The 498-nt window shown below is 27.5% G+C and carries 1 protein-coding gene; it reads left to right on the forward strand.

Translation table 11 applies throughout. The annotated features are described in order from the left end of the window. Positions 1-406 (forward strand): HNH endonuclease signature motif containing protein (locus FDX22_RS21885; protein ID WP_222592557.1); only part of this gene is annotated, 406 nt, incomplete at its 5' end. Positions 407-498: the final 92 nt, after the last annotated feature.

Consider the following 498-nt stretch of genomic DNA (forward strand, 5'->3'; position numbering starts at 1 on the left):
TTTAAGGCTTGACTTTTCAAGTCTTTTTTGTTATTATATACTAAAGGAGAAAGAAATGAAGTTTAATGATGAATTATATAAAAAAGTGTTAGAAAGATACACATTAACAAAAGACGGAAAACTATTTTCTAAAAACGGTAAACAAAAAAAAGAGAGCAAAGATAAAGACGGTTATTATCAATTTTCAGCAAGTTTTGATAATAGAACTTTGAAAGTGAAAAAACATAGATTATTAGCATTCGCTTTTATTCCTAACCCAGAAAATAAAAAAATAGTAAACCATATTGACGGAAACAAGCAAAATAACGATTTAAATAACCTAGAATGGTGTACTAGCCAAGAAAATACATTACACGGAATATATGTATTGAAAACTATAAACCAAAAGGGGAGAATTAAAAAGTGACCAATATATTTGAAAAAGTACAGACAGCCAAGCACTTAAAAGAGCGTGAAGACTTAATAAATTTAAAAGATGACTGGCTTATTGATACGTTA

Origin of the sequence: Citrobacter sp. TBCS-14 (assembly GCF_005280805.1) — a bacterium.
In the GTDB taxonomy this organism is placed as follows: Bacteria; Pseudomonadota; Gammaproteobacteria; order Enterobacterales; family Enterobacteriaceae; genus Citrobacter; species Citrobacter gillenii.